Below are 23,031 nucleotides of genomic sequence, written 5' to 3' on the forward strand. Positions count from 1 at the left end.
AGAACGAGCAAAGAGAAAAGAGATGGGGATGTTCCATGGACGGAATCAAAAAATTCTTCAAGGATCAGGCTCATATTCTCAACCAGGAAGCATGGAATGTAGCTCATGAGATCGGAGAACACCCAGAGTTAGGTTATCAAGAGTATTTTGCGGTTGACGTGCTGACCCAGTTTTTAATCCGTCATGATTTTAAAGTAGAGCGCCCTGTAGCCGGTTTAGAGACAGCCTTCATTGCCCGATTCCAGGGGAAAAAGCCAGGACCAAGAATTGCCTTTTTAGCCGAGTATGATGCCCTGCCCGGAGTGGGTCATGGGTGTGGACATAACTTAATCGGGGCTGCAAGTGCGGGGGCTGGGATAGTCTTAAGTAAAAGTGAAGAATTGATGGGTGAGATTTGGGTTATTGGTACTCCGGCTGAGGAAACGAGTGGGGCAAAAGTAACCCTTGTGGAAAAGGGGATCTTTGATACTGTTGATGCAGCAATGATGTTTCATCCGGGAAGTCAAAATGTCTCCGAAATCACGACTTTAGCTCTCGATGCTTTGGAATTCACCTTCCTTGGACGGTCAGCCCATGCGGCCGCGGCAGTGCAATATGGAGTCAATGCGCTCGATGCTATGATTAATTTTTTCAATCGTATTAATACCCTGAAGAAACAGATTTCAGCGGATGCACGCATCAATGGAATTATTACCGAAGGAGGCACCGCGCCGAATATTATTCCCGAGAAAGCTGTAGCTCGCTTTTATCTAAGGGCACGCAGTCGTATGACCTTAGATGAATTGCGGGAGAAGGTTATCCGTTGTGCCAAAGAAGCGGCGTCCATGGTTTCGGCCCAAGTGACCTGGCGTAAGTTTGAATTTTCTTATGATGATATGTTGACGAATCGGACGATGGCCGAATCCTTTGCCCAGAATCTGCGGGAATTGGGAATTAAGAAAATCGCTTCTCCCCAGATTGCGATGGGCTCAGTCGATATGGGAAATGTAAGTCGGGTGGTTCCGGCCATTCATCCGTATCTCGCCTTGGGAAAAGGGATGGATGTTCCTCATACTCGTGATTTTGCCGAGGCTGTTGTTTCACCGTCCGGCGAGCATTTACTCTTATTGGCTATCGAATCTTTGGCTTTGACTGGCTGGGATGTTTTAAATGATCCCAAACTCCTGCAGAAAATAAAGCGAGAGTTCAATCAAAAAAACTAACATGAGTTACAGGTGCACGTAACAATGAATGGGGCGTACCAGAAAGTTGATTTCTGGTACGCCCCATTTTTACCCTTCGATGCATGCTTTTAAGTCCGGCAGGATAAGGCGACTATAGCTTCTGCCTGCGCTACGCTTGGCACAAGCCAAGTTTTCTTTATCCTACGATGCAAGTCTTTATATTCGGCAGGATAAGGCGACTATAGCTTCTGCCTGCGCTACGCTTGGCACAAGCCAAGTTTTCTTTATCCTACGATGCAAGTCTTTATATTCGGCAGGATAAGGCAACTAAGCCTTCTGCCTGCGCTACGCTTGGCACAAGCTAAGTCTTCTATATCCGCTGGCAGCGGTCTCTAAGATTCCTGATTCGCCTGTTTGAACCGGTGCAACGTGTTCGTGAGTACACCTGAAAAGATGAGCCCGAATGCGATGGCCCCAGCAAGCATCAGGGTTTTGGCTCCGAGTTGAATTCCCTCGGCATAGTTATTTTCCATGAGCTTACGGATTGTGTCATAGGCCAACCCGCCAGGGACTAAAGGGATGATCCCGCTTACACTAAAAAGGGTAGCAGGCATTCTGTGGTAGCGTGCCAAGTATTGGCTCAGAGTTGCAATGCTAAACGCAGAAATTAGGGTCGCTATCACCATATCAACCTGAAAGTAGGCCATCAGGCTGGTATAAATGACCCAGCCGAGCATACCTACTAAGCCACCACTAGCCAAAGAACGGCGGGGAACATTAAATAAAATTCCAAAGGCCATCGTGGCAATGAAACTTGAATAAAAAGTTGCAGCATTCATGAAGTAGCAGCTCCTTTCAATTAGCTAAGCAGGGAGAGCGCAACTGCGATGCCAGTACCTACAGCTAAAGCCGTAAAAAAAGCCTCAGCACCACGGGCCAGACCGGAGACAAGATCTCCGGCCATCAGATCGCGAACTGCATTCGTGATGAGTACCCCAGGAACCAGCGGCATGAGTGAGCCGATGATGACTTTATCAATATGGGAGTTCCAACCCAGATGGTATAAGAAATAGGCGATTATTCCAATAATAAAGGACGCTAGAACTTCTGCAAAAAACTTAACTTCCACCATTTTACTGGCGTTTAGGTAGATCAGATAACCTGCTCCACCAGCGAGAAAGGCGGAACCAAAATCAGCCCAGGAACCACCAAACATCATCGCAAAAAATCCGCTGGCGAAGGCGGCTGCGAGAAGTTGAAGCCAAGTAGAGTATAGGGGGTTGGCTTTTTCTACTTCACGTAGACTTTGGTAAGCTTCGTTGAGGGAGATATCTCCCTCGCTTATTTTACGGGAAATATCATTAACCATGACGATTTTATTCAAATCAATAAGGCGTTCCGAAATACGCAGAAATCTTGTCTGCTCCGCCTCGCGAGTTTCGCCTTGGATGGAAAGAAAGATGCCGGTCGGAGTAACGTAACTGTGAGCTTCATTGAGGGCGCACGCTCGAGCAATCCGGTTCATTGTATCCTCTACTCGGTAGGTTTCCGCGCCGCTCTGAAGCATCACCTTTCCTGCTAACAAGCAGACTTCCATAATATCAGTAATCGGAGCCACCATATTATTCCTCCGTCTCATTTACGTTATTGGTTAACGTTATTCTACCACAAACCGGTGGGGTTAATTGGGGTATGGCAACGATTCGTTCTTTTTGGGGCCACTTTAATCAACATAACAATTTTACGTATTTGTAGTATCGGAATGGTTGATCTGACCAATAGGTACCTTGAATTCTAGCGTTGGTGGGTGGCGGTTGGGATCTAATCCATATTTACCGAATCGATTTACATGAGCAGTAATATAGGGACTGAGATCATAGAGTACTTCTTCATTAAAGGACTTTTTCAATTGCGTGTAATCGTGCAAAACTCGAGTTAAGGCAAAAACATTATAAAAGATTAGACAATTGGATATTAAGTGATTGTATTTGATGAACTTTCGTTGCCGTTCACGGTCGTTTTTCTCCGATTATGCCATCACTACCAAACGATAGCCACTTTGTAAAGGCGTTGAAGGATTCGTTTTTGTTGGTGGCTTCTTGGATTGTTCGCCGTAACTCCTCGTCCGAGAGATATTTCAATAAAAATCCGGTGCGAATAGCTAAACCTAACTCGCGAAATGCTTGATATAAACGATTTTTCCTACTGTAGGTGCCAAGTTTATTTAAAATGGTGGAAGGCGTAATCCGGCCAGCTTTAATCGACATAGCGACCCGCATCATATCCGGGAGATGGGTTTCAATCAAAGCCCAGTCAATATTCGATGAAAACAATTCATCGATATGCGTGTATTTTACGTGTTTGTTTGGACGACGCAGATCAAGGTCTTTCCAATTACGGATTCGAGGCATCAATTCAATCCCTATAAGGTACGACAGCCCGAAAATAGGGGCGCTCTGGGCTTGGGTATCTCCGTGTAGAGTGTCTGGCTGAATGTCAGACTTATTTTTCAACAAAATGTCTAAGATATAAACGCCTTCCCACACCCCACACGGAATAAAATGGCTGAATAAGGCTATATACGTGTCGGATACATGATAGTAGCCGATTCCGCCATATCCACCGTATCGTATATGATACTCTGTAAGCAAATTGTGCTCGTACAAGTCCCATTTGGTTCCGTCGGCAGCGGCCCGTTTGCCAGTGCCCCAGTATTTCGGGAGGATGAATTTATTGTACGAGTTTATGATGTGACGGATAGCCAGTTCTAAGGTTTCCTCCGAAATGTGTCGCTGGTTGATCCAGGCAATTTGCCTACGATCGATGTTTCCCAAAGACCTCGCTGTTTGTGTCGGTCCTAGGTTACATCCATAACTGAACACGGTAGTTAGATAGCGCTCAACTGGATCTTCCAATTTGGCATCGTGGCCGGAGATTGGACCAAAAAATTGAGTCCAGTTCAGCCAGTATTCTGTGTCGGCCAACATATCAAGGATGTTGATTGGCTCCAGGTTTTCACTTATGTACCTTTCTAAATCTTTTAACCCTTCCGGAACTGCTTGTTTTTTTAGAGGAGTGAGCATTGCTTCTCTATTTTCGATACGAACATACTCGTTCTTGGGGAACGAAGCATCCGTGGTATGCGCTGTATTCATCAACTCTGATTGAACTCGTTCAATAAAAGCAGTTTTTTCTACCGGTAAGCCAACTTGTTCACAAAATTCCTCGATACCTTGAGCATACTCTTCCCACGAAATCAATTGCATCCGGTAATCTGCATACTTTTCGCTTCCCTCAATATAGAGATCGCCAGACTTTAGTTCCAACATAATCTGTAAAAACACGCAAACCTCGAAGTATCGGCGATGTATTTTTTCCGGAAATGGCTCGCGCTTATAGTTAGGACTTATCCACCGCCACCACGGATCCGGCACCCATGACAAATCTACCAAAGGAATGGTCGTACAATCGGCTTTCAACTTTCCTCTCTTTTCGATTCGGACAGTCGGAATCCAGTCTGCACGTGAATGTTGATGGGCTTGAAGAAATTCTATAGCCTGCTCCATCACCTTATCTTCACTGGTGGATAGAAGCTTAATAACTTGAAGAATTTTAAATAAAATCGATCTGTGGCTTTTGAAATGGCGCCACAAGAAGGGATAAAAATTATTGCCGGAATAAGCCAAATGAGTCTCACAGTCTTCCAACACGGCATTCCCCTGATCACCGATTACTTTCCCGAGGGCAGCTACTCGATCCTCCGCACTTCCCTCGGTTTGATAAGCTGTCAGCATATCTCGAAGCGTAGCAACCAATTCATCAGTACGTTTTTGCTTCTGTAACTTGTAATTTTCCAATGATTGCTTGCCCTTGTGTTGAATACCCATCAACCGTTTAATTAACATTTCGCCAATATCGTCCATCACCGTGGTAGACTGCACCGCAAGTAGAGATATGGCCAATGCGCAACGTTTTTTCAGCTCCATCTCCAACATCCGGGCGGCATCTAATGTTTTTGCCTCAGCCGCCATTTGCCGCACTTTGGCAATGGGGATTTCTTGTAGTGCTTGAGTTCCAACTTGCTGCGCAGAAAGCCATTCGTGATGGGTCACTAATTCTTTTAAATGTGTTAATGTAGGACTGCTGGGATCTTGTTTGAGTTTATGCCAAGGAGTGTAGGTCGATTGGGAGGAAGTCCTCAGCAAGCAATCAATTGTATCCTTTTCTTCTGTACTCAGTAAATTATTGATTCTTTCATAAAGTTCTCTATAAGCCTTTGCATAAACATGGTCGGCTGCCTTTGCAAGTGTGCTGAATGCCGGCAACTCGTAACGTTCACGAACCAATTTTTCAATAGCTATATTAATTAGGTCAGCTGGATCATCCTTCGTTAAAGCCGATTGCGACATCGCTTCCAACATGAGCTGGTTTGCAGATACATCAAAAAATCGAAAGTTCCTATAATTTCGTATCTTGGAATGATGTCGCTTACAAGTACCTGACAGGCTATACGCCTTCAATTCGCTTGGTGAAATGGATAAGATTCCTACCGATTGAGCAATATGTTCTACAATATTGGTTGGAATATCGGCTATGGAAATAAAATATCCAAGGCGCTGAGAAATTTTGAGCGATACCATCAGTCCAAGTTTTGAAATAGGGCTCCTAGCAAACTGAGATATCCATGCAAGTTCTGCAGCAGTTGGAGTATAAACTTCATCAAGTTCCTTTTTCGAACAATTGCTTCTTAACCGGGGATAAGCAGTTTCCTGAATGCTTACCAATTTGATGCTTCCTTTCTAATGTGAACTATAAAAATCAGAATCACTATTTTTTCGAACTGGTACTTGGCTGTTTGTGCCCATCCCGTCAAAAAGGTAAAATCAGCCTAAGTTGTCGTCACCCTCCTGTTGGCTTAAAGGGAGCATCTGTGTCACAAGTGCAAAGTAACTGTCAATATACGAATAAATGTCCTTACGGATCCTTACGGAATTGGCTTATTGACATAGCTGAGGATGTTCAATCTGCATAGACAACCCTTCCGATTTACTGATTTTCTAAATAGCGATAAATCGTCGTGCGAGACACGCCCCACTTTTCCGCAACATCTTTAATCGGTGTACCACTTTCAATTAAAGCTTTCATCATTTCAATATCTTTTGGTCCATACTTCTCCGGGCGCCCACCTAGACGCCCACGCGCTTTTGCAGCTGCTCGTCCTGCAGCCGAGCGTTCCTCAATCAGATTACGTTCAAATTCTGCAAACGCTGCGAATAAGTGAAACATTAATTGCCCCGTTGCATTGCTTTTGTCCATTGTTAGGTTTTCTTGCAGACTATGAAAGCCAATACCTCGTTCATTTAAGCTGTTCACAATTTGAATCAAATCTTGCATGTTGCGTCCTAGTCGGTCCAATCGCCAAACGACAATTGTATCGCCTTCACGTACATACTGAAGTGCTTCCTCTAAACCGGGCCTTTGTTTTTTTGTTCCACTCATTTTATCGTGAAAAATTTTCGTACAACCATATTGCGTTAATGCATCTGTTTGCAAATCCAAATTTTGTAATCCTGTCGACACTCGTGCATATCCAATTAACACCAAAATCACTCTTTTCTCGTTTTGCTCTGATTTCATTGTAACATAAGATGAAAATAGATTGGTTATTGAACACGGAATAATGAACAGAGTTTTATTACATCTGAGGCGATAAAAAACGCCCCTTTCAAATCAAAAAGAAGCGTGTTCAATAAGGGACGAGTTTTGGAACAAATAGTAATCAATTAGAATTTTAAAAATTCTAATGATTCTATTTTTATATTATGGTAGCATTCGAAATGCAGAGTAAATATTAATACAGAAAGGAAAAAAATATGAATATTAAGTTCGAAACTCTTCCAAAATATCGCATCGCATACGTGCGACAAATGGGTCCATACTGTCCTGCCAACGTTCAAACAATGCAAAAATTAAAGAAAGTTTCAGCTCGCAAAGGTATAATATGTTATCGAGGTCGAGAACCCACATAGGAAGCGGTTATTACATTTTAATCTAAAGAGTTTTTGAGGCTTAGCTGTCAAACGGGAGTCTAATATTGACTGGCCTCACCTCTAGGTCCTAAAAAGCAGATTTGTATATTTAATTGAACAAGACAGGTTCATTTCTAAGTACGATAAATACGATGATGATAACAGCATCAACTCACCGACTAAATACTTTTCCATTATTTATCATTAAATACTATTTCACTTGAAGACAAGACGATCTGGGTTTATTAAATAAAGAATTGAATTATTGACTGCGGCCAAAACGCTTCCTACCAGGGCATCTGGAAAATCTTCGCCGGAAACAACAATATTTAAAGTTTCAGCCGATGGGAAAGCGTCAATTACCATGCGGTTTGTAGCATAGCGGTCTATTCCCGCTAAACGTACTGGTCCGGGCAATTGTTTTAAGGCAACATCGGAAACAACTGCGTTTCCCCCAACCACAAGGGTATCCGTAACCCATAAGGTGTTGAGCGCATTCAGAGTTTCTGTAGGAACCGAATCATCATTATCTGTTAACAGAATGGGCTCTCCTCGTTCGGCTGCAACAGATGAAATTGATAGGGCATCCGGAAAATTCTCTCCACTAACTATAACCGCCCTACCTATTGTTCCTAAAGTTTGTGCTATTTGCGCAGCTGTGGCATATCGATTTGCTCCAGCTAAACGATAGACAGAGGTTATCCGAGATAAATCTGATTCTATTCCAGAAGAAATGGCTCCTGTTCCACCAAGTAAATAAATAGACTTAGGGGAAAGATGCTGAATTTCTGCTTTAACTCTCGGATCCAAAGAATCAGGATAGGTCAATAAAATTGGCGCTGAGTATTTATAAGCGAGGGGAACTCCGGCTAATGCATCCGAATAATCATCAGCTCGCGCTAAAATCACAGTGTCAGATCCCGTGGGATAAGCGGAATCTGCTACTTGAATGGCAGTCGCAATCCGGTCATCCCCTTTTAAATTAAGAGACGTGGGCAAGGGCATCTGTCCGATACGGAAAATACCTTGTTCAAAGATGCCAACCTTAAGCAAGTTTCCGGTAAATCCTCCAGCCACGCGTATCCAACGAGAACCGTCCCAGCGGAAAAGATAGTTAGCGAGTGTTGATTGATTCGTGACTGGGATAGACAAAGAAAGTATTTTATGAGGTGTTTCCGATGTGCTCCAGGAAACAAGCACCGCTGCTGATCCAGGAATAATCCCGGTTGGAAACGGAGCTGGTACTTCAACACGTTGTAGGTTTACTGTATTGGTACCGTTCCAAGTCAAAGGAGAGACCAATAAAGATTCTCCGCTCGAAGTATCTTTAATAATACCACCGGCAAAATCAATTGTATCAGGGGCAGTTATGGTTTGTAGATCTGCAATTTTTACAGCTCTATAAGCATTAGGTAAACCAAATCCGAATTGGGGAGAACACCCGGATACATCGAGTCTCTGAGCGGATTGTTTAATATTTGATGCAACTTGCTGTGCAGACCAGTCAGGGTGAGCACTCCAGATCAGAGCCGCCACTCCACATACAAACGGAGACGCCATAGATGTACCATCGCTAAGAACAAGTTGTTGCTTTAAACCGGAAATTCCAGCTAAATCTGTTGAAATACGCGTTCCTGGAGCAATAAGATCGAGATAGGATCCAGTATTAGAAAAAGGAGCTATTTTATTATCTTCAGTCATTGCCCCAACGGATACGACTCCAGGTAAAGATGCTGGATACAAAATATTCGATTCTTCTCCATCTAAGTGATTACCTGCCGCGGCTACTATAAGACAACCTTTATCTTGAGCATATTTAACTGCTTCTTGTAACTGAGTATCTAATGTAGCAGTCCCCATACTTAAGTTAATGATTTTGGCTCCATTATCCGCTGCCCACCGAATTCCTGCACCTACACTTTGAAAATCGCCGCCACCATAACTGTCAAATACCTCCACCGGCAGAATCTTTGCTCCAGGAGCGACTCCCATAAGCCCAAGTCCCTGCCCATTTCCAGCAATGATACTTGCTACTTCTGTTCCGTGTCCATTAAGATCATTAGTATTTAAAAAGCCTGTCCCTCCGGTAATAACATTATAACCAGGGATGATATTTCCCTTGAGATCACCGATACTTGCATCCACACCAGTATCAATAACGGCAACTGTGATACCATTGCCGTTAATGCCCATTGACCAGACTTCTGGAGCTTGAATTGCCTGTAGCCCCCACTCTGCTGAGAACACACTACTTATGGTTATTGGAGAAGCAGTAGCATTTCGTATAGGAAATACCAATATTGTTAGAACCATGACAAAAATGATTAAACGATTTCTCATTGGTAACATTACCCTCCAAAATTCAGATTTGAACCCTATCAACAATATTTAAGCTAAGAGACAACTCTAAGTCACATGATAAAAATAAAATCCTTTTAAATAGACATTTTTTTCTACATATTTTTTAATGGGTAATATTGAAATTTAACCATTGAGGCGGTAACTACCCTAAAGCTAATTGATGAATTTTAGTGAATATTTTCATTAAAATATTATCAGAATCCCATTTGAAATGGAGGATTGATTGTTGTTTCTATATTGTTTAATATTTTACTGCTCCTCGCCAATCTTAATTTTTTATATGACATTTACTTACAAAACGGTTGCTGAGGATATGGCCCCACCGTATATATGATTTTCCCCATTGCTATTAACGCCGTAAAATATAAGTCTTTCCAAATATGTTGCGATGTGATATAGTTTATATGCGATATGTCACGTAGATATGTATCACATATAGATTTAAATTCTAGCAAGGAGTGTGAAATGTGGATAGAGTGTTAAAAGCCTTCTTACCTATGACTGAGACCGCCTATTATATATTGCTATCTTTAGCCCAACCAAGACACGGTTACGGAATAATACTTCATGTTGCGGAAATAACCAATGAAAGAATTAAGCTGGGCTCCGGAACTGTGTATGGAACGCTCACTAAACTCCAGAATAAAGGGGCGATTTCTATTTATTCTGATGAGGAAAGACGCACCGTTTATGAAATAACGAATATTGGGAAGCAGCTAATTCTTGCCGAGATAGATAGGATCAAGGAAATACATACTAATGCTTTAAGATTTGAGGGGGATTTTCATGATTAAGAAGGTAATTAGACCATTTTGGAGCCTTGATGTTATGAAGACTGAGACGTGGTTAAGTGAAATGGCAAGCAGCGGGTATCGTTTAAATAAAGTAAACTTTATGACGAGAGAATTCATCTTTGAAGATGATAAACAAAGAACGGTCCAATACAGAATTGTCCGGCAGAAGGTTGATTTGAGTGCTGCTTCACAATCATTAATTAATAGTCAATGGTACAGTGTTTTCACAAAAGGCAAATGGAGTATTTTAGCGAATGAAAATGAGGCACCCGACCTCAAAATATTTCCTTCTAGAGAAAGTATATTAAAGAGAAATCTTATTATTAAATACTCTATTGGAATACTTTTAGCGCTTATGTCTTTTGCACAGATACAATCAATATTTTTATTTACTGCAATATTATCTCCTGATTCCTACTCGTTTTTAAGTCCATGGTTTATTATAAGCAGATTATTAGTTGCGTCCTCGTTGTTATATATAATTTTAAGGGTTAACCAATCCGATACAAAACTCCGTATGGTAAATAGCTCTGATTTAACACTTCCTAAAAGTACTATTTTAGATGGTAAGACCGAAAGAGCCTTACGAAATGAGGGGAAACTTCTAAAGAAGGTCAAATTAGCCTGGATGTATGCTCCTGATAAACTTGAAGAATGGCTTGAAGATATGGAAATGAAAGGCTATAACCTAGTTAGAGTGAGTTGGTCAGGAAATACTTTCTATTTTACAAAGGGTGAACCACGATCCATTAAATATTGTACAGATTATCAAGAACTTGTAAATGACAGCTATTTTGAAATCCATAAGTCTGACGGTTGGAACATGATATTTACTAGTAAACAAGCTTTAACAATAAAAAAATACACACTATGGCGAAAAGAATATACCGATGAAGAACCGGAGCTATATTCAGACAATAACCATATATTAAACCACGCAAGAAACCAATGTGTGCTATATTGCATTCTATATGTTCCAATAATAGTTCTATATATTTCCATACTAGAGCTTAATTTAAGAATATTATCATTGGGTAAGGCACCCTCTTGGCCAATGATAATAATGCTTTCAGTGCTCGTCATTGGACTTGGATACTTCACTTTACAATCTTTAGGATTCTATCTAAGAACTAGAAAGAAGATTAATAATTAATACGGATATTTCATCCCGTTCTCTTAAAAATGATATAAGCCAAAGTTATTGATATTGGTTAGTGTCAACGCGATAATGCATATCCTCAACCTAAAATTTATTGATGCTATCTCGCATAAACATTGTAAATTTCAGCCCATGTTGGAGTGCCGAAACAATCCACTACACATCCTGTGCCCCTATCGCCTCCTAAAGTAGCCTGAGTACCCCAATACCCAATTGTGGCTGCAGAAACAGCACCTACAAAAGCCGCTCCTCCTACTGTGAAAAAGCCAGCTACAGCAGCTCCTCCAGCCATTATATAAGCATTTGCTGATAATTCATCGCCCATAATATGAGCATTATAAGCATCCATAAAAATGCTAAACCCATACCAATAGTACTCGTAAGTTCCAGTTGCCGAATACATGGTTTGGATATCTTTTTTTACCTTATCAATTTTATGAGTAGTTGGATCTTTATATAGAACTCCTGCTTCTATTTCTTTGTTTATTCCATTCATTCCTGCTTCAATACTCTTCAACAACGTTGCATCAACTTTTTTGCTTGCCCCATCTTTAATGTATGAGGTTCCATTTTTATTTGATCCCAAGAAATTTTGCTCTATCAGCTGGATAGCTTGTCCAGGATCAGTTATCATTGTAGTACTTTTATCTGCCTGTGTAACCACTGGTGCCACTTCTTGAGTGGCTGCTAACACCGGGAACGCTGATGTTATTGTAATTAAGAATACGGCTACCAAGATAGTAAATAAAGATCTTTTCTTTTTCATTATTTTGCCTCCAATTTTTTATTTAATTTCCATGATATGTAATAAATTAAATATATCTATCCTTCCTCCTTTATTTTTTTCTGCCATATCATGGGACTCCAATTACAATAATTCCACTTTTGTGAAATAATTCCTGCCATTTACATTATTAATGGTTTTGCGATTATTTTAGACAATATTCTGGCTTTATGAATTAACTTGACTTGATAAGTAATAGTTGCGTCCTAAAACGAACACTATGTAAAGTAGCTAAACGTCCGAATCCTCAAAAACAGCCAAATTTGGCCATGAGCGTCGATTTGGTTGTTTTCAATTTCTTTATTTTTTATCCTTCAGATGCGTTTTACCTAAAAAGATCAAAGTCGGTTTTTCTCTTGTTTACATTGATTTCTGTAACGTCTGTTTTAGTTTTCAAGCTCTGATCCGTGGCTGGGGGACAAACTTGATATAAGTCTTTGGGGTCCTCGTCGCCATCTAATTTAAAAGTTGAATCACCTAGGATTTTTCTTGCTTGATTGAGTATTCCATAAAATCACACCTTCCCTTCTACCCTGTCAAACGAAGATAACGTCATGGTCGATACCAGGACATAACTATTTATCAGAGATAGAATTTCTCGTATTTGTCTTTTGTAGTGGTCGTGGGCATATCGGTCTTTGCTCGGGTGGATCGTGGCGCAGTACGTTTTAATGCTGACTTTTTTTCGGTTTTTGGTCTGTTGGCCAGCTCTCTGTTGATGACTTCATTCTCCAGGGCTTTTTGTAACCATGCGACTGGATTTTTTATATCTGGCTCAGAATCCATTTTTCCTAGTGCGGCTGCTAGGTCAAATTTGGGTATTTTTGCACAACCCGCAGAAAAGGTATATTAACCTCTGCACTAACATTCCGATTTAAGTAAACAATTTGGATCGTTGTCTTCACTTATTTTACCTTTTCGCGGCGTTGGGCAAAAATATACTATTAGTGGTCCCAAAAAGAAAGAATCGTTGCCATACCCCTAATTAATGCGAAAATGTTTTAGCGAAAGAGTTGAATGTTTATGCGTATAAATGTATAATTATAAGAACATAGTAAGGTGAACTTCTGCACAAAGGGGTTGAAAGTTTTGAAGGTTGGAATTTTAGGAGCAACAGGGTATACAGGCCAGGAGTTGGTACGACTTTTACAGCAACATCCTGAGGTACAGATCGCTTTTCTAGGCTCTTCCAGTTCAGCTGGTGCAACCTATGAAGAGATGTTTCCTCAGTTTACGGGGAAACAGTTAGGAAAATTAGAAGATGAGCAGGTTCCCGATGTCGAGGTTTTGTTTTGCGCACTTCCCCATGGGTTAACCGCAGCCCGAACAGCGGAGTGGCTAAAGCGTGGAATTAAAGTTATTGATTTAGGTGCAGACTTTCGGCTTAAAGATCCGGAAGTTTATCACATGTGGTATAAACTCGAGCATCCTGCCCCTGAGCTGATTCCGGAAGCGGTCTATGGAATTCCAGAACTCTATCGGAAAGAGATTCGAGGGAAGTCGCTTGTCGCGAATCCCGGATGCTTCCCCACAGCCTCGATTTTAGGCTTAGCCCCGCTTCTAAAGAAGAATTTCCTCGCCTTGAATTCCATTATTATTGATGCGAAATCCGGAGTCTCTGGGGCTGGACGGGGAGCTTCTTTAAGAACGCATTTTAGTGAAGTAAATGAGAATTTCAAAGCCTACGGGGTTGCTGAACATCGTCATACTCCTGAAATTGAGCAACAGCTGTCCCTTGCGGCTGGGCATTCGTTCAAGGTGAGTTTTACGCCGCATTTGGTGCCAATGATTCGGGGAATTTTGGCGACAATTTATGCGCAAGTCGAGGACGGGATTTCGGAGAGCACCCTTCGTGCGTGTTGGGAAGAGGCGTACCAAGAAGAGGAGTTTGTGCATATCCTTCCTGAGGGCATTTGGCCGCAAACGAAGTTTGCCTTAGGCAGCAATCACGTCTTTTTACAACTCAAATTGGATGAACGTACGGGACGGGTCATTATCGTGAGCGTTATTGATAATCTCGTGAAAGGGGCTGCCGGGCAAGCCATTCAAAATATGAATCTTGTATTGGGCTTGCCGGAGAATATGGGCTTAGAGGGCCGAGGATTATGGCCGTAAAGCGTCGGTGCCAGACTAAGAAACAAAGTAAGGTAAAACAGGGGATGAAGTAGATGTGTGGAGAGTTAAATAGACCATGGACTTGGATTGAAGGCGGAGTAGGGGCACCCCAAGGATTTCAAGCGACCGGAGTGAAGGCAGAAATTAAATATCAAGATAAATATGATGTTGCCCTAATTTATTCAAGTGTGCCAGCTCAAGCTGCTGGGGTTTTTACGCGGAATCAAGTGAAGGCTCATCCGTTAGTGCTTACTCAAAAGTATTTAGAAGACGGTGTAGCGCAAGCCATCGTGGCTAATAGCGGAAATGCGAATGCGTGTGTCGGGGAGGCAGGAGACCAAGCAGCTTTGGAAATGGCGAGGACAACTGCTTCAACACTCGGCTTAAAGATCGAAGATGTATTAGTGGCCTCGACTGGGGTCATTGGTGTTGAAATGCCAGTGGAACGCTTGGCGCATGGAATTGAAGAAGCCGCCCAGATCTTAACGAGCAGCGAGACGCCAACTTGGACGCCTCAGGAGAGGATCGAGAATGCGCATCAAGCGGCACTAGCGATTATGACTACAGATACAAAGGTTAAGGAACTCGCTTGTGAATTGCCCTGTCATGAAGGGGTGATCCGCCTCGGCGGAATAGCCAAGGGCTCAGGTATGATTCATCCCAATATGGGAACAATGCTTGGGTTTATCACGACGGATGCGAAGCTTCCAGCAGCTCAGTTACAAGGACTGCTGCGGCAGGCTGTAGATCAGAGTTTTAATATGGTTACGGTAGATGGAGATACGAGCACTAATGATATGGTTTTATTCCTGGCGAATGGCGAGTCTGGTATTACTCCGGTAGAGGAGGAATGGCTTGCTTTTCAAGAAATGGTGAATTCGTTTTGTATTCGTTTAGCTCAAGAGATTGCACGGGATGGGGAAGGCGCCACCAAGTTTCTTGAGGTTCAAGTGACCGGAGCAAAGTCGTTAGAGGATGCTCGCAAGCTCGCGAAATCGATCTGCGGATCGAGTTTGGTTAAAACCGCGATGTATGGCGAAGATGCAAACTGGGGGAGGATCCTTGCTGCGGCAGGTTATGCAGGTGCAGAATTTAATCCTTCCCAGGCGGCCATCTATTTAGGAGAGTGTTTGGTCGCTCAGAATGGGCAAGGAGTTCACTTTTCTGAGGAAGTTGCGAAAGGGGTTCTTTCGCAAAAAGAGATTAAGATTTTACTTCAGCTCAAGGATGGAGAAGCCCAAGCGACGGCCTGGGGCTGTGACTTAACCCATGAATATGTGACGATTAACGGGGATTATCGGACCTAAATTCATGGCTGTATATTTTATCAGCAGATAAATAGTGGGTCGTGTAGCTTCTCGCACATCCGTTCACTCAACGCTTCAGGGCTGGCTCTCTAGTTTCCGTGGGAGCTTAGCCAAACCTCAGGGTAATACCAGGAGTGAACCAAGTGGCACGCTACCCCACGGAAACTTAGTTCGCCTTAACGCCCTTTCACGAAATCGTTCACTTCTGTGCAAGAAGCTACGCTTATGGGCCTCTTAGATTTTACAGTATGAAAGCTATAAAGACAGGCGAAACGATTTGGCAAGCGAAGACTTAAAGCATAGGGGCGTAGTGAACGCAGGCAGCGGAGCGTGAAGCCGAGCTGTGGTTTAGCAAGACAGGTTCGAATCACGAATCTCGAACCTTGAATTAGGAGATGACAGGGATGACACCGTTGGACTATGGCATTGATAAAGCAAGGATATTGATTGAGGCTTTGCCTTATATCCAAAAATTCGCGGGTAAAACCATGGTAATTAAGTATGGTGGTCATGCGATGCTGGATCAGGACTTAAAGAAGTCCGTGATGCTGGATGTACTTCTGCTGCATTCGGTAGGAATTCGCCCGGTTTTAGTGCATGGTGGGGGACCGGAAATCAGCACCATGTTGAAAAAAGTGGGTAAGGAAAGCCATTTTATCCGTGGATTACGGGTGACTGATGCGGAAACCATGGAAATCGCAGCTATGGTTTTAGTGGGCAAGCTGAATACAGAAATAGTATCTTTGCTTAATCATTTCGGAGGTCGGGCGGTCGGATTATCGGGCAAGGATGCCCAACTTTTGCAAGCGGTCAAAAAACCGCTTAAGGTGCAAAATCCACAGGGAGAATACGAAGATATAGACTTGGGATTTGTTGGGGAAATCGAACACGTATCTCCTGGGATTGTTAAATCATTGCTCGATCAAGGATATATCCCCGTAATTTCTCCTCTTGCTGGGGGAGAAGATGGAGAAAGTTATAATATCAATGCCGATACGGCAGCCGGAAAAATAGCCGAATCGTTAGAGGCCGATAAATTCCTTTTACTCACAGATGTCCGTGGGGTCTTGAAGGATGTTAATAATCCCGAATCGCTGATTTCTGTGATACAGAAGGAGGAGGCTCCGGGGTTGATCGCGACGGGAATTCTCAATGGTGGCATGATTCCTAAGGTCGAGTGTGCCTTAGAAGCTCTTAACGGTGGAGTAGGAAGCGTGCATATTCTTGATGGACGGTTAGCACATGCGATTTTACTTGAGGTGTTTACCGATTGCGGAATTGGCACGATGATCGTTTGAGAAGCAAACATGGCGTGAATTATTCGCTTTGGTGGGGGCGGGCATCCCGTGCCATCCCTCATTCTAGGCGCTGCGTAGACCGAACTAGGGCTTAACCTTCCGTTCCAGAGGGCACCTGCCAAACGCCGCGTCCATGCGGCGACTGGCAGCTTCGCACATCCGTGTGCTCAGACCCTCTTCCACTACAGGTCTTCGCCAAGTTCGGTGGCTACTCGCTTTAAGTCTTTCGGTCTTGTCACGGGATGCCCTGTTATCCTGAATTTGAAAGGGCCATTTCACGCCATGCTTGTACTTTAGTGGTAAGAGTAGAAGCGGAAGGAAAATAAGAAGGAGGAAGAAATCATGAGTACGAAAACTGAACAGTTGATCCAGGAAGGTCAAGCCGTGGTGATGAACACGTATGGTCGTCTGCCGATGGCGTTGGTAAAAGGCGAAGGATCCTGGGTTTGGGATAGGGAAGGAAATAAATATTTGGATTTTGTGAGCGGGATAGCGGTTAATTCGCTAGGGTATAAGCATCCTGCGGTTGTACAAGCGATTCAAAAGCAGGCGGAAGAGATTCTGCATACCTCAAATTTGTATTGGATTCCAAATCAGATTGCGCTTGCGAAACTACTCGTCGAGCACTCATTTGCAGATAAAGTGTTTTTTTGCAATAGTGGGGCGGAAGCGAATGAAGCCGCGATTAAGCTAGCGCGTAAATATGCGAAGCTTCATTTTGGTCCTGAAAAATACGAAATCATATCCCTCAAGAACTCATTCCATGGCCGGACGCTGGCAGCTTTGACGGCGACAGGACAAACTAAGTATCAAGCAGGGTATGAGCCTTTGCCTGAAGGATTTTCCTATACGGAGCTGAACAATATTGACGATCTCACGAAGAAGATCAGTGATAAAACAGCGGCCGTGATTATTGAACCGATTCAAGGCGAGGGTGGAATCATCCCAGCAGAACCGGAATTTTTGAAAGCAGCCCGCAAGCTCTGTGATGAGAAAGGAGCGGTTTTGATTTTTGATGAAGTGCAGACAGGCGTCGGTCGGACCGGTAAGCTCTTTGCTTATGAATGGAGTGGGGTGGAACCCGATATTATGACCCTTGCTAAGGCCTTAGGTGGAGGAGTCCCGATCGGGGCAATGCTGGCAAAGGATTCCGTGGCAGCCGCGTTTAAACCCGGAGATCATGCTTCGACTTTCGGAGGAAATCCTTTAGCCACAGCAGCAGGGTGTGCCGTCTTGAACGTGATGCTTGAAGAAGGGTTCCTGGAAGGAGTTCAGGAGCGTGCTGAGTATTTTAAAGGAGAATTACAGAAGTTAGCGGATAGATATCAAACGGGAGAAGCGGTACGGGGTGCAGGATTTCTTCTGGGCTGGCCAGTTTCGAAGTTAGGTTCAGAACTTGTTAATACCTGTCGTGAAAAAGGGTTGCTCATTAATTTTGCGGGTGGGAAAGCACTTCGATTTGTGCCGCCGCTTAATGTGAGCTTTGAAGAAATCGATTACGCGGTAAAGATCCTCGACGAAGTATTTGCATCCCTGTGGAATGCTTGATCGGGGCACTGCTATAGTAAGATGTATTTAACAAAGGAAGATTCACGAAATACGTTTGAAAGTTTTTGGGTAGCTAACCCCAGGGAGGAATAGAGATGCAGGCAGCTTTGGTTCTTGAAACCGGACGAATCTTTCTCGGTGAGTCTTTTGGAGCAAACGGGGAAGCCTGGGGAGAGGTTGTTTTTAATACGGGCATGACTGGGTATCAGGAAGTGCTCACCGATCCCTCTTACGCGGGTCAAATGGTTTGTATGACCTATCCGCTAATTGGAAACTACGGGATCAACGATAGCGATTATCAGTCGAAGAAAATTCAGGTTCAAGGATTTATTGTTAAAGAGGCGGCGCGTAACCCTAACCATTGGCAGTCAGAGGGAAATCTTGCTCAGGCTCTAGAACAAGAAGGAATTGTAGGGATTAAAGGGATTGATACCCGAGCCCTGACCCGCCTTATCCGGGAACATGGGGTTCTCCGAGGAGTGATTACGACGGAGCTGGATCATCTGGAAGAACTGCCAGCACGTCTTCGAGATTGGAAAGTGCCTTCAGAGGTTGTAGCACAGGTCAGTACTCAAGAGGTCTATACACTTAGTCCTTCATGGGAAAAGGATGCTTTAGTTAATAATTCTAGCGGTTCCGAACCTTTTCACGTCGTAGTCCTGGATTTTGGAATCAAGGCCAGTATTCTACGAGCGATGCAGAAGAAAGGGTTCGCGTTGACCGTTGTCCCATATTCCACCCCAGCTGAGGAAATTGAATCCTATCAGTCGGACGGTGTCTTTCTATCCAATGGCCCGGGAGATCCTAAGGTCGTAACTACTGGGATTAAAACCATCGCTAAACTGGTGGGGCAGCTTCCCATTTTCGGAATCTGCTTGGGTCATCAGCTTTTGACCCTAGCTTTAGGTGGAGATACCTATAAACTGAAATATGGGCATCGCGGCGGGAATCAACCTGTCCAAGATTTGAAAACGGAGAAAGTTACGATTACGTCTCAGAATCATGGTTACGCAGTTGCGGAAGCGAGTTTGCCAGGAACCTCGCTTGAGGTTACCCACCGGAATTTGAATGACCAGACCGTTGAAGGGATGAAGCATAAGAGTCTGCCCGTTTTTTCCGTTCAATATCACCCGGAGGCGGGGCCGGGCCCCAATGATTCACTTTACTTGTTTGATCAATTTGCAGAATTAATGGCAGAAAGAAGGGCTCAACATGCCTCTTAATCCGGCTTGGAAAAAAGTACTTGTTATTGGTTCCGGGCCGATTGTGATCGGGCAGGCGGCAGAATTTGACTATGCCGGGACACAAGCATGTAAAGCCTTGCATGAAGTAGGGCTTGAGGTTGTACTGGTCAACAGCAATCCAGCCACGATTATGACGGATGTGCAAATGGCGGACAAGATTTACTTGGAGCCGTTGCTCCCTGAACGTTTGGAAGTGATCCTGGCTAAGGAAAGGCCAGATGCGATCCTCCCAACTTTGGGTGGGCAGACCGGTCTGAATCTCGCGATGGAACTCGAAAAGCAGGGAATTCTTGAACGTTACGGTGTCGCGCTGATTGGGTGCAACGCCGAGACAATTTATAAAGCAGAGGACCGGGAAGCCTTTAAAAAGACGATGTTAGAGATTGGTGAACCTGTCGCCGAGAGTGCGATCGTGATGGCCCTTGAGGAAGGGCTAGCGTTCATAAAATGCGTTGGCTATCCAGTCATTATCCGCCCCGCCTATACGTTGGGAGGAACAGGTGGAGGAATAGCCAAGAACGAGCGCCAGCTCCAGGAGATTTTGCAACTCGGTCTACAAGCCAGCCCCATTCATCAATGTTTACTGGAACGTAGCGTGGCAGGTTGGAAAGAGATAGAATATGAAGTCATGCGCGACGGAGCGGATAATTGTATCACGGTCTGTAATATGGAAAATATCGATCCCGTCGGGATCCATACAGGGGATAGTATTGTCGTTGCTCCCTCCCAGACACTATCGGATGTCGAGTATCAAATGCTCCGGGCATCTTCTTTGAAAATTATTCGTACTTTAGGGGTGAATGGGGGGTGTAATGTTCAATATGCCCTCAATCCCTTAAGCCGTGAATATGTTGTAATCGAAGTGAATCCACGGGTAAGCCGTTCAAGTGCTCTCGCTTCCAAGGCAACAGGGTATCCAATTGCTAAAATGGCAGCGCTTCTCGCCGTGGGCTTCACCTTGCCAGAATTACAAAATCCTGTAACCAGACACACGAGCGCCTGTTTCGAGCCCGCTCTGGATTATGTCGTGGTTAAATTCCCGCGTTGGCCTTTTGATAAGTTCCCCGCGGCGGATAATCGCTTAGGGACACAGATGAAAGCCACCGGTGAGGTCATGGCCCTCGAAAGAACTCTCGAGGGAGCCTGGCTTAAGGCCATACGTTCCCTGGAGATTGGGGCAATTGGACTTCGAATTTCAGATGCAGCCCGTTGGACGGAAATTGAGATCGAAGATAAGTTATCCGAAGCCGATCATGAGCGCTTTTTTGCAGTGGCTGAAGCCTTTCGCAGGGATTGGACCATACTTGAAGTGCAAATGCTAACCAAGATCGATCCTTTTTTCCTTCATAAAATTAAAGATCTCGTGGCCTTAGAACAACGTTTAAGCCAGGAACCTTTAACACCTGAACTTCTACGCCTGGTTAAAACTCAAGGGTTTTCCGATAAGGCGATCGGGCGTTTAACACGGAGAAAAGAAGAAGATATTCGCCAGGAACGTTATCGGGAAGGAATTCGACCCGTTTATAAAACCGTGGATACGTGTGCTGCTGAGTTCGCTTCCTCCACTCCCTATTACTATTCAAGTTATGAAGAGGAAGATGAAGTTTCGGTCCACCCCGGACCGAAGGTCGTCGTTCTAGGCTCAGGCCCCATTCGGATTGGGCAGGGCATTGAATTTGATTATTGTTCCGTGCAGGCACTTTGGGCCTTGCAAGAGGCGAACGTTGAATCGATCATGATCAATAATAATCCAGAAACCGTTTCTACCGATTTCGATACCGGTGATAAACTTTACTTTGAGCCTTTGACCTTGGAAGATGTTCTCCATGTTGTAGAAAAGGAAAAGGCTGATGGAGTTTTAGTTCAGTTTGGCGGTCAGACGGCGATTAATCTAGCCGGCCCGCTCAGTCAGGCTGGAGTCAAGATTTTGGGAACACCTGTTGATGCGATCGATGCTGCTGAGGATCGAGAACGTTTTGCCAAGCTTCTTCTTGAACTGGGGATTCCGCAATCCGAGGGACGGGCAGCCACTTCTGTCGATCAAGCGAAGAAAATCGCTGAGGAACTGAGCTTTCCAGTTTTGGTCCGCCCCTCCTATGTAATCGGGGGTCGAGCAATGCAGGTCGTCGATAACCTTAAAGAATTGGAAGAATATTTGACCCGCGCCATCAACCTTTCTTCGGAGCATCCGATTCTTGTCGACCAGTACCTTGAAGGGAAAGAAGTCGAGGTCGATGCCGTTTGCGATGGTGAGATTACTGTGATTCCGGGGATTATGGAACACATTGAGCGGGCAGGGGTCCACTCCGGGGATAGTTTCGCGGTCTATCCCCCTCAACGCTTAACGCCCTCTGAGATTCAGCAGATTCAGGATTATACCTGTCGAATTGCGCAGGGCCTAGGGGTAAGGGGACTTGTCAATATTCAATTTGTGGTGGTTAGTGGGAAGGTCTTTATCATTGAAGTTAACCCGCGGGCCAGCCGAACCGTACCGATTATCTCGAAAGTTACGGGGATTCCTCTCGTGAGTTTAGCGGTTCAAGTTTCCCTCGGTAAAAAACTCACCGACTTGGGGTATAGTCATGGGCTTGCTCCGGAGATTCCGTTTGTTGTCGTTAAGGCTCCGGTTTTTTCCTTCGAAAAACTGACCAAGGTCGAAACGTCCCTCAGCCCAGAGATGAAATCGACAGGTGAGGTCTTAGGGATGGATCTCAGTTTTGGGCATGCTTTGGCGAAAGCGTTTGCGGCGTCCCACGTTCCTCTCCCAGAGCAAGGCAATATTTTGGTTAGTGTTGCGGAGAAAGATCGCCCAGAGGCAATTACGTTATCCCGAGAACTCGCACGCTTAGGCTTCGGGGTCAAAGCAACCGGGGATTCGGCGAAAGCCTTAGCCTTATGCGGAGTAGAAGTTGAAGAAGTAGGAGCGGGAAGCGTCGAGCTTCAAGAAGCTGTTCGTCAACGCGAATTTTCGTTTATCTTAAGTACGCCTATCAAAGGGGGAACAGAAGAACGAACCGGGTATCTCTTACGACGTTTAGCGGCAGAGCATCGCGTACCTTGTCTGACGTCCATGGATACGGCAAAAGCGGTTGTTCGCGCACTGAAAGAGATTCGTGGAAATACAACTCCCCAGACCTTGACGTTGCAAGAATATCGGGCGATGGAGAAGAATCAAGGATAAAGTAAAAAGGGCAGGAACCCTCCGAGGATGGTTCTTGCCCTTTCTTGA

Annotated in this window: 16 protein-coding genes; 9 read left to right on the forward strand and 7 right to left on the reverse strand. The window is 44.2% G+C overall.

The features are described from left to right. Window positions 1-35 precede the first annotated feature (35 nt). Window positions 36-1,202 carry a M20 family metallopeptidase gene (locus VM640_RS04285; protein ID WP_325390182.1) on the forward strand — a complete coding sequence of 389 codons (1,167 nt, stop codon included), beginning with the start codon at window positions 36-38 and terminating at the stop codon, window positions 1,200-1,202. A 353-nt stretch (window positions 1,203-1,555) separates the two neighbouring features. Here VM640_RS04285 and VM640_RS04290 read toward each other — a convergent pair whose 3' ends face one another. The 6 genes from VM640_RS04290 to VM640_RS04310 all read right to left on the reverse strand — a co-directional run bounded on the left by VM640_RS04290 (window position 1,556) and on the right by VM640_RS04310 (window position 9,532). Continuing rightward, window positions 1,556-2,002: a threonine/serine exporter family protein gene (locus VM640_RS04290; RefSeq protein WP_325390183.1), complete on the reverse strand. Its 447-nt coding sequence runs from the start codon at window positions 2,000-2,002 to the stop codon at window positions 1,556-1,558. A gap of 20 nt (window positions 2,003-2,022) precedes the next feature. Then, complete coding sequence (locus VM640_RS04295; protein ID WP_325390184.1) at window positions 2,023-2,784, reverse strand: threonine/serine exporter family protein; 762 nt, start codon at window positions 2,782-2,784, stop codon at window positions 2,023-2,025. 120 nt (window positions 2,785-2,904) lie between these two features. Next, window positions 2,905-3,156, reverse strand: a complete 252-nt coding sequence (locus VM640_RS17130) for a Tn3 family transposase (protein WP_414647897.1) — start codon at window positions 3,154-3,156, stop codon at window positions 2,905-2,907. A gap of 16 nt (window positions 3,157-3,172) precedes the next feature. Further along, window positions 3,173-5,947, reverse strand: coding sequence for a Tn3 family transposase (locus VM640_RS04300; RefSeq protein WP_325390185.1), 2,775 nt, complete (start codon window positions 5,945-5,947; stop codon window positions 3,173-3,175). A gap of 262 nt (window positions 5,948-6,209) precedes the next feature. Next, the gene (locus VM640_RS04305) at window positions 6,210-6,800 is read right to left on the reverse strand and encodes a recombinase family protein (protein ID WP_475394570.1); all 591 of its coding nucleotides are present in this window, start codon (window positions 6,798-6,800) and stop codon (window positions 6,210-6,212) included. 608 nt (window positions 6,801-7,408) lie between these two features. Beyond that, a complete protein-coding gene (locus VM640_RS04310; protein WP_325390186.1) occupies window positions 7,409-9,532 on the reverse strand; it encodes a S8 family serine peptidase in 2,124 nt (707 codons plus the stop codon). A gap of 488 nt (window positions 9,533-10,020) precedes the next feature. Between VM640_RS04310 and VM640_RS04315 the strand changes: the two genes are divergently transcribed. Both VM640_RS04315 and VM640_RS04320 read left to right on the forward strand, forming a co-directional pair. Continuing rightward, complete coding sequence (locus tag VM640_RS04315) at window positions 10,021-10,347, forward strand: PadR family transcriptional regulator (protein ID WP_349255220.1); 327 nt, start codon at window positions 10,021-10,023, stop codon at window positions 10,345-10,347. Next, window positions 10,340-11,500 (forward strand): DUF2812 domain-containing protein, encoded by a 1,161-nt coding sequence (locus VM640_RS04320; RefSeq protein ID WP_325390187.1) that lies wholly within the window; start codon window positions 10,340-10,342, stop codon window positions 11,498-11,500. Before VM640_RS04315 ends, VM640_RS04320 begins: the two co-directional genes overlap by 8 nt. Before the next feature lie 106 nt (window positions 11,501-11,606). Here the strand turns inward: VM640_RS04320 and VM640_RS04325 are convergent, their stop codons facing one another. Beyond that, complete coding sequence (locus VM640_RS04325; protein WP_325390188.1) at window positions 11,607-12,272, reverse strand: hypothetical protein; 666 nt, start codon at window positions 12,270-12,272, stop codon at window positions 11,607-11,609. A 1,107-nt stretch (window positions 12,273-13,379) separates the two neighbouring features. On the opposite strand from VM640_RS04325, the gene argC reads away from it, so the two are divergent. The 6 genes from argC (at window position 13,380) to carB (ending at window position 22,983) form a co-directional block, all read left to right on the forward strand. Next, the gene (gene argC / locus VM640_RS04330) at window positions 13,380-14,405 is read left to right on the forward strand and encodes an N-acetyl-gamma-glutamyl-phosphate reductase (protein WP_325390189.1); all 1,026 of its coding nucleotides are present in this window, start codon (window positions 13,380-13,382) and stop codon (window positions 14,403-14,405) included. A gap of 53 nt (window positions 14,406-14,458) precedes the next feature. Further along, a complete protein-coding gene (gene argJ / locus VM640_RS04335) occupies window positions 14,459-15,712 on the forward strand; it encodes a bifunctional glutamate N-acetyltransferase/amino-acid acetyltransferase ArgJ (protein ID WP_325390190.1) in 1,254 nt (417 codons plus the stop codon). A 404-nt stretch (window positions 15,713-16,116) separates the two neighbouring features. Beyond that, window positions 16,117-17,010, forward strand: coding sequence for an acetylglutamate kinase (gene argB / locus VM640_RS04340; protein WP_325390191.1), 894 nt, complete (start codon window positions 16,117-16,119; stop codon window positions 17,008-17,010). Between the two features lie 342 nt (window positions 17,011-17,352). Continuing rightward, window positions 17,353-18,558 (forward strand): acetylornithine transaminase, encoded by a 1,206-nt coding sequence (locus tag VM640_RS04345; protein ID WP_325390192.1) that lies wholly within the window; start codon window positions 17,353-17,355, stop codon window positions 18,556-18,558. A gap of 95 nt (window positions 18,559-18,653) precedes the next feature. Then, a complete protein-coding gene (carA, locus tag VM640_RS04350) occupies window positions 18,654-19,781 on the forward strand; it encodes a glutamine-hydrolyzing carbamoyl-phosphate synthase small subunit (protein WP_325390193.1) in 1,128 nt (375 codons plus the stop codon). Further along, the gene (gene carB, locus VM640_RS04355; RefSeq protein ID WP_325390194.1) at window positions 19,771-22,983 is read left to right on the forward strand and encodes a carbamoyl-phosphate synthase large subunit; all 3,213 of its coding nucleotides are present in this window, start codon (window positions 19,771-19,773) and stop codon (window positions 22,981-22,983) included. The genes carA and carB overlap by 11 nt, the downstream gene beginning before the upstream one ends. Window positions 22,984-23,031 lie beyond the last annotated feature (48 nt).

This window comes from Desulfitobacterium sp. (assembly GCF_035539115.1).
Lineage (GTDB): Bacteria > Bacillota > Desulfitobacteriia > Desulfitobacteriales > Desulfitobacteriaceae > Desulfitobacterium_A.

Bases quoted from the DNA above. Each gene is read 5' to 3' on its own strand.
- VM640_RS04320 (WP_325390187.1), top strand. From the start codon at position 10,340: ATGATTAAGAAGGTAATTAGACCATTTTGGAGCCTTGATGTTATGAAG.
- argB (WP_325390191.1), top strand. From the start codon at position 16,117: ATGACACCGTTGGACTATGGCATTGATAAAGCAAGGATATTGATTGAG.
- VM640_RS04290 (WP_325390183.1), bottom strand. From the start codon at position 2,002: ATGAATGCTGCAACTTTTTATTCAAGTTTCATTGCCACGATGGCCTTT.
- VM640_RS04285 (WP_325390182.1), top strand. From the start codon at position 36: ATGGACGGAATCAAAAAATTCTTCAAGGATCAGGCTCATATTCTCAAC.
- VM640_RS04345 (WP_325390192.1), top strand. From the start codon at position 17,353: ATGAGTACGAAAACTGAACAGTTGATCCAGGAAGGTCAAGCCGTGGTG.
- carA (WP_325390193.1), top strand. From the start codon at position 18,654: ATGCAGGCAGCTTTGGTTCTTGAAACCGGACGAATCTTTCTCGGTGAG.
- VM640_RS04310 (WP_325390186.1), bottom strand. From the start codon at position 9,532: ATGAGAAATCGTTTAATCATTTTTGTCATGGTTCTAACAATATTGGTA.
- VM640_RS04305 (WP_475394570.1), bottom strand. From the start codon at position 6,800: ATGAAATCAGAGCAAAACGAGAAAAGAGTGATTTTGGTGTTAATTGGA.
- argJ (WP_325390190.1), top strand. From the start codon at position 14,459: ATGTGTGGAGAGTTAAATAGACCATGGACTTGGATTGAAGGCGGAGTA.
- carB (WP_325390194.1), top strand. From the start codon at position 19,771: ATGCCTCTTAATCCGGCTTGGAAAAAAGTACTTGTTATTGGTTCCGGG.
- VM640_RS04295 (WP_325390184.1), bottom strand. From the start codon at position 2,784: ATGGTGGCTCCGATTACTGATATTATGGAAGTCTGCTTGTTAGCAGGA.
- VM640_RS04325 (WP_325390188.1), bottom strand. From the start codon at position 12,272: ATGAAAAAGAAAAGATCTTTATTTACTATCTTGGTAGCCGTATTCTTA.